The sequence below is a fragment of the Dyella silvatica genome (assembly GCF_026283955.1).
GTDB classification, from domain to species: Bacteria; Pseudomonadota; Gammaproteobacteria; order Xanthomonadales; family Rhodanobacteraceae; genus Dyella_C; species Dyella_C silvatica.
The window spans coordinates 1-6,121 of sequence record NZ_JAPDPE010000179.1 but is presented as its reverse complement, the minus strand read 5'-3'; the positions used below and the strand labels follow the sequence as shown (position 1 = coordinate 6,121).

Genomic DNA, 6,121 nt, shown 5'->3' with positions numbered 1-6,121 from the left:
GCCTCGTCAAAATGCGTTTGCGCATACTGTGGACGCGAGCGCAGCTTAGGCCCCATGCGGGCGATTTCCGCCACCTGCCGGGCATTCAACGCACGTTTGAGCTCCGGGTAACGCAGCCAGATCAACGCATTGAACAAGTCGTGCCAGTTGGCTTCACGAGTGGCGATCTCGCCGCGCAGGGCAATGCGCTGCTCATAGTGCAAACCATCAGCCAGCAAAGCCGGCGTCTGCGCCACAAAGCGCTCACGCGAACCACTCGGCAGCAAGCCATTGAGCGCCTCGACCGATGGCCAGATCGTGCCACGCAACAGCTGGGCATATTCATTCCATGCGGCCAGCGGCAGTTGCTCAAACGCCGTTGGCGCAACCGCTTCACGCGAGGGTGCGACGTAACGCATCGCGTGCCGCCGAACGCTTAGCCCGCCACACGCGCGTGCAAATCGTGCTCGTCGGCATCTTCGACCACGACATCCACAAACTGCCCGGGTTTTAATGACTGGCCGTTGGCGATATGCACGACACCATCGATTTCCGGTGCATCGGCAGCCGAGCGCGCCACCGCGCCATCCGCACCGGCCTGATCGACCAGCACCTTGATGGTACGGCCTATTTTGCGCTGCAATTTGGCTGCCGAAATCTCTGCCTGCACCGCCATGAATTGCTCCAGGCGATCCTCTTTCAGCTCTTCGGAAACCGGATTCGGCAGCTCATTCGCCTTGGCGCCATCGACCGGCGAATAGGTGAACGCACCGACGCGATCCAGCTCGGCCTCACGCAGGAAATCGAGCAGCTCGTCGAACTCCGCATCCGTTTCACCGGGAAAGCCCACGATGAAGGTGCTGCGAATGGTCAGATCCGGCACCGCCTTGCGCCAGTTGCGGATGCGCTCCAGCGTCTTGTCAATATTGCCGGGGCGCTTCATCAATTTGAGGATGCGCGGGCTGGCGTGCTGGAACGGAATATCCAGATAGGGAAGAATTTTTCCTTCCGCCATCAACGGCATCACTTCGTCGACGTGCGGATACGGGTAAACGTAGTGCAAGCGTGTCCACACGCCGAGTTCGGAAAGCCCTTCGCACAGTTCGGTCATGCGCGTGCGATAAGTCTTTTCGCGCCAGCTGCGCTCGGCGTACTTCACATCCACGCCGTAGGCACTGGTGTCTTGCGAAATCACCAGCAACTCTTTCACGCCGCCCTTCACCAGTCTCTCGGCTTCGAGCAACACCTCGTCGACCGGACGCGAAACCAGATCGCCGCGCATCGAAGGAATGATGCAAAAGCTGCAACGATGATTGCAGCCTTCGGAAATTTTCAGATAGGCATAGTGCTTAGGCGTGAGCTTGACGCCGGTATCGGGAACCAGATCCAGCAAGCGGTTGCGCTGCGGCGGAATGGCCGCATGCACGGCTGTCATCACGCTGGCGTAATCCTGTGGCCCGCTGATCGCCAACACATCGGGATAGGCCTCGCGGATCAACTCCGCGCGCTTACCCAGGCAACCGGTGACAATCACCTTGCCGTTCTCGTGCAAGGCCTCGCCAATCGCATCCAGCGACTCCTGCACGGCAGCATCGATAAAACCGCAGGTATTCACCACCACGGCATCGGCAGCGTCATAACGCGGCACGATCTCATAACCCTCGACTTTCAGCTGGGTCAGGATGCGCTCGGAATCGACCAGCGCCTTGGGGCAGCCGAGGCTGACGAAACCGATCTTGGGTGAAGCCTGCGACATGGCGCGATACCGTGGGGTGTTGGGGCAAACGGGGCATTATACGTGAGCCGGGGAACGGGGAACGGGGAACGGGGAACGGGGAACGGGGGAAAGCATAGGAGCGAAAGGCCGGCGGGCATCATTTCAACGGTATGAACGACAAAATGAGTGACTGCCTCACTTCAAGCCTCACTGTTCACGCTGCCCATTCGCTGTCTCCCTCCCTAGAATCCGCCTATCTACACGTTCAGGAAATCCCCTCATGGGCCAGACGATCCACCTCAATACGACCCGCATGCAGTGTATTGGCGCTTATCTCGCCCAGGCGGAAGGCAAACCCAAGGGCGGCATCGTGGTGATCCAGGAGATTTTTGGCGTCAATGCGCATATCCGCGATGTCGCTGACGGCTTCGCCGCGGCGGGCTACACTGCCATCGCACCGGCGTTCTTCGACCACCTGGAAACCGGCGTCGAGCTGGATTACAGCGAAGCAGGCTATGCCAGCGGCAAGTTATTGGCCAGCGAACTCGGCCTGGAACGCGCGGTGGAAGACGTCGCCAGCGCCGCGGAAGCGATCGCCTCGGCCGGCAAGATAGGCACCGTCGGATACTGCTGGGGTGGCACGGTGGCACTGCTCTCTGCGCTACGGCTGGGCCTGCCTTCAGTCAGTTACTACGGTGCTCGCAACCTGCCCTTTCTTGGCGAAACACCGAAAGCACCGGTGATGTTTCATTTCGGCGAACGCGACAAAAGCATTCCGCCTGAGATGGTTGCCAAACATCGTGAACAAATGCCGCAGATGCCGATTTACAGCTACCCCGCCGACCACGCCTTCAACCGTAATATCGGCCATCAATACGACGAAGCCAGCGCCAAACTCGCCTTGCAACGCACGCTGGATTTTTTCGCGTCGCAGCTACCGGCATCGCCGCGCTGACGCGCTCGCCCAGTTGGCACCGACAAATCCTCCATGGCCTGCAAGTTACCCGCTCATGACCCGCGCTGATTTTGTTCTCGACCCTCGGCTACGCGCCGATACCGTCTTCGTTGTCGCATTGACGTTATGCGACATCTTGCTGATGAACGACACGCGCTTCGCCTGGCTGGTCATGGTGCCGCGACGCGCCGGGCTGGTCGAGGTCAGCGACCTGGGCTCCGATGGGCAAGCCCTGCTCTGGCATGAAGTACAGCGCGTGGCCAGCGTGCTGCGCGAGATCGCCCCTTGCGACAAGCTCAATATCGGTGCGCTGGGCAATATCGTGCGCCAACTGCATGTGCATGTGGTTGCACGCTGCGAAGGCGACGCCGCCTGGCCTGGACCGGTGTGGGGTAGCGGTACGGCCACCCCTTACAGCGTCGAGGCGATGGCCGAACGCATCGAGCTGTTGCGTGCCCGCCTGCTGCTCAACGCAGGCTGACAGGCACAAAAAAGCCCGCGGATCGCTCCGCGGGCTTGTCGACTAGCGCTGTGTATTTAGCGCTGGGAAGGATTGTAGCCGCCGCTGCTGGCTTCCTTACCCTTCATTTCATCATTGGTCTTGACCGGCGCATGGTAGTCCTCAGTCGAGCTGCATGCGCGCCATGAATTCAAGATGCTGCTTGCGAATCTTCGACTCGTCGCTGCGCACCAGCAACACGGTCTTGGGCAGTTGGTGCTGATCTTTGAGATAAGCGAAGTGGCTGCCGGTATCGAGCGCGGAAAGTACCGCGCCATCGACCATGAACTGGCCGCCCTTATAAGCCTGAATGGTGGTGTCGAACTGCCCCTTCACCTGATCGGTGTTGACGGTGTCCTTCTTGGAGCCGCCGAGCATATGGCAACCACTAAGCACCAGCATGCTGCCCAGCAGGAGCGCAGCAGCGGCGCGGGTCAGTAGCGTGGAAAAACGGATCATGCGGATCTCCTGCAATCAATCTGTACGAACGAATTCGGGACAACGGAATGAACTGCGGAAGTGTAACGCCGCGCCGGGGGATCGCACGCGGGCCACACAACCACCGTTCAGCTGATGGGTTCAGGTGCGTGGCAGGGTTACGCCCTGCTGCCCTTGATACTTGCCGCCACGGTCCTTGTAGCTGGTTTCGCACTCTTCGTCCGATTCCAGGAACAGCATTTGCGCCACGCCCTCGTTGGCGTAGATTTTTGCGGGAAGCGGGGTGGTGTTGGAGAACTCCAGCGTCACATGCCCTTCCCACTCGGGCTCCAGCGGCGTCACATTAACAATGATGCCGCAACGCGCGTAGGTGCTTTTACCCAGACAGATGGTCAGCACTTTGCGCGGAATGCGAAAGTATTCGACGGTACGCGCAAGCGCGAACGAGTTCGGTGGAATGATGCACACATCCGCCTCGACATCGACAAAGCTGGTCGGATCGAACGCCTTGGGGTCGACAATGGTCGAGTTGATATTGGTAAAGATCTTGAATTCGCGCGCGCAACGCACGTCGTAGCCGTAGCTGGAGGTACCGTAGGACACCAGTCGCTGGCCATCGCGCAGCTTCACCTGACCCGGCTCATACGGCTCGATCATGCCGTGCTGCTCGGCCATACGGCGGATCCACTTGTCGGATTTGATGCTCACACGATCTCCAGAATGGGGCGTCTATAAGGAAAGTCAGGCCTGCTCAGCGCAAGTGCGTGGCAGAAGATGCGGAAAAATAACGGAAATGGCCGGTGATCTGCCAGCTAAACAGCACATCGTCTTGACGAGCACCCCAGCCTTTGTGGTGAATCAGCAGGGGGCGCAAGCCATCCCGGCTGGGCCGATCGCTCACGATACCAAGATGCGGCTCTCCCTGCCCCGGCCGCCACGAGACGATGTCGCCGGGCTGGTAGTCGTGCGGTTGCTTGCTTAACGGCAACGCCATGCCGTGGCGGCGAAAATAGGTTTCGAGATGGGGCACCCGGCGATGGTCGATATTCGGATCTGGCCCGCGCAAACCCCATACTGGCGGATAAGCGGCGAAATGCTCCCGCATATCCCGATTCAGCTCCAGCGGCAGATCGCCACCCGGAAACTGGTCGCGAGAGTCGTAAATCAGTGTGCGACCGACCTGATGATGCGTCGCCGCCAGCATGCGTGCCGTATCTGCCGCCGGGGTTGCCGCCCACAATGACGCCAGCGGCAGCAAAGCCAAGGCGAGCACACAGCCCATCAGCCATCCATGGATGTTCATCGCACTCCCGCGTCAGTCCCTGGCGTCCGCTGGGGCGATGATAAGGCAATCTCATCGTGGTGATATTCGATCCAGCTCAGCTGCCAGCGTGGCTAGCGTCTCGCGTAAAGAATCGGTCACCGTGGCGTCTGCCGCGAGCCGTGCCGTATCGCAAACGCCGCCGGGCAACGGGATACACACATCTAGCCAGATCTCAGCCGACATGGTGGTCAGGATTTCCCGCAATGCCGCATGGGCTATCGTCGCCCGCCCCGAGGCATTGATCAGCACCACCGGCTTGCCCGGAAACTCCGGGCTGCCCACCAGCCAGTCGAGCAAATTCTTGAAGGCGCCGGGTACGCCGTGGGCATATTCCGGGCTGGCGATCAGCAGTACGTCACAGCCAACGGCCGCTTGGCGCAAGGCGGCCACGGTCGGCGGCAACGGCTCGACCTCATCGTCGGGATTGAACAGCGGCAAACCGGAAAGACCTTGGTAGAGGGTCAGTTCCAGGGTCGCCGGCGCCAATGACCGCGCCAGCTGCAGCAAGGCGGTATTGGAAGACGCGCGCCGCAGGCTGCCCGACAGGCACAGCCCGCGATGGAGCGGCGCACTCAAGGCGCGCCCTGCACCACGATCTTGCCCAGGCCCAGCGATTTGTTGCGCGGCTGACGCGACAAGCGGCCTGCGGCATTGCGGGCGATATCGCGGTAGCGCGCGGCAAGATCGGAATCAGGCATCGCCACGACCGTCGGTGTACCGCCATCGGCTTGCTCGCGAATACGAATATCCAGCGGCAACGAGCCCAAGTAGGCGACGTCGTATTGCGCCGCCATGCGCTCACCGCCGCCCTGGCCGAAAATATGCTCTTCGTGGCCGCAGTTGGAGCACACATGGGTCGCCATGTTTTCCACCACGCCCAGTACCGGAACCTCGACCTTCTCAAACATCTTCAAGGCCTTGCGCGCGTCCAGCAAGGCGATGTCCTGCGGCGTGGTAACGATGACGGCACCAGCTACCGGCACTTTTTGCGACAAGGTCAGCTGAATGTCGCCGGTGCCTGGCGGCAAATCTACGATCAGGTAATCGAGCTGCTCCCAGCGCGAGTCGGTCAGCATCTGCATCATCGCCTGGGTCACCATCGGCCCGCGCCAGATCATCGGGGTTTCCTCGTCGACCAGGAAACCGATCGACATCGCCTGCAAGCCGTGCGCCTGCATCGGCACGATGGTTTTGCCGTCCGGTGAATGC

The 6,121-nt window shown here is 60.7% G+C and carries 9 protein-coding genes; 2 read left to right on the top strand and 7 right to left on the bottom strand.

The window, feature by feature from the left end:
• Positions 1–398: DUF3025 domain-containing protein (locus tag OUZ52_RS21895; RefSeq protein ID WP_266160722.1), on the bottom strand; the 398-nt coding region annotated here is incomplete at its 3' end.
• Positions 399–415: 17 nt separating this feature from the next.
• Entirely contained in the window at positions 416–1,735 is a 1,320-nt protein-coding gene (gene rimO / locus OUZ52_RS21890) for a 30S ribosomal protein S12 methylthiotransferase RimO (protein WP_266160721.1), read from the bottom strand.
• A gap of 241 nt (positions 1,736–1,976) precedes the next feature.
• Here rimO and OUZ52_RS21885 point away from each other — a divergent pair, with 241 nt between their 5' ends.
• Both OUZ52_RS21885 and OUZ52_RS21880 read left to right on the top strand, forming a co-directional pair.
• Positions 1,977–2,651 (top strand): dienelactone hydrolase family protein, encoded by a 675-nt coding sequence (locus OUZ52_RS21885; protein WP_266160720.1) that lies wholly within the window; start codon positions 1,977–1,979, stop codon positions 2,649–2,651.
• 55 nt (positions 2,652–2,706) lie between these two features.
• On the top strand, positions 2,707–3,132 hold the full coding sequence (locus OUZ52_RS21880) for an HIT domain-containing protein (protein WP_266160718.1): 426 nt from the start codon (positions 2,707–2,709) through the stop codon (positions 3,130–3,132).
• A 141-nt stretch (positions 3,133–3,273) separates the two neighbouring features.
• On the opposite strand, the gene OUZ52_RS21875 is transcribed toward OUZ52_RS21880, so the two are convergent.
• The 5 genes from OUZ52_RS21875 to OUZ52_RS21855 all read right to left on the bottom strand — a co-directional run.
• Positions 3,274–3,609, bottom strand: coding sequence for a hypothetical protein (locus OUZ52_RS21875; RefSeq protein ID WP_266160717.1), 336 nt, complete (start codon positions 3,607–3,609; stop codon positions 3,274–3,276).
• A 120-nt stretch (positions 3,610–3,729) separates the two neighbouring features.
• Positions 3,730–4,296: a dCTP deaminase gene (gene dcd, locus OUZ52_RS21870; protein ID WP_266160716.1), complete on the bottom strand. Its 567-nt coding sequence runs from the start codon at positions 4,294–4,296 to the stop codon at positions 3,730–3,732.
• A 43-nt stretch (positions 4,297–4,339) separates the two neighbouring features.
• Entirely contained in the window at positions 4,340–4,891 is a 552-nt protein-coding gene (locus OUZ52_RS21865; RefSeq protein ID WP_266160715.1) for a DUF1287 domain-containing protein, read from the bottom strand.
• Between the two features lie 51 nt (positions 4,892–4,942).
• Positions 4,943–5,488 (bottom strand): NADPH-dependent FMN reductase, encoded by a 546-nt coding sequence (locus tag OUZ52_RS21860; protein WP_266160714.1) that lies wholly within the window; start codon positions 5,486–5,488, stop codon positions 4,943–4,945.
• Positions 5,485–6,121, bottom strand: a 637-nt coding sequence (locus OUZ52_RS21855) for an Mrp/NBP35 family ATP-binding protein (RefSeq protein WP_266160713.1), incomplete at its 5' end; no start/stop codon positions are given. The genes OUZ52_RS21860 and OUZ52_RS21855, both read right to left, overlap by 4 nt.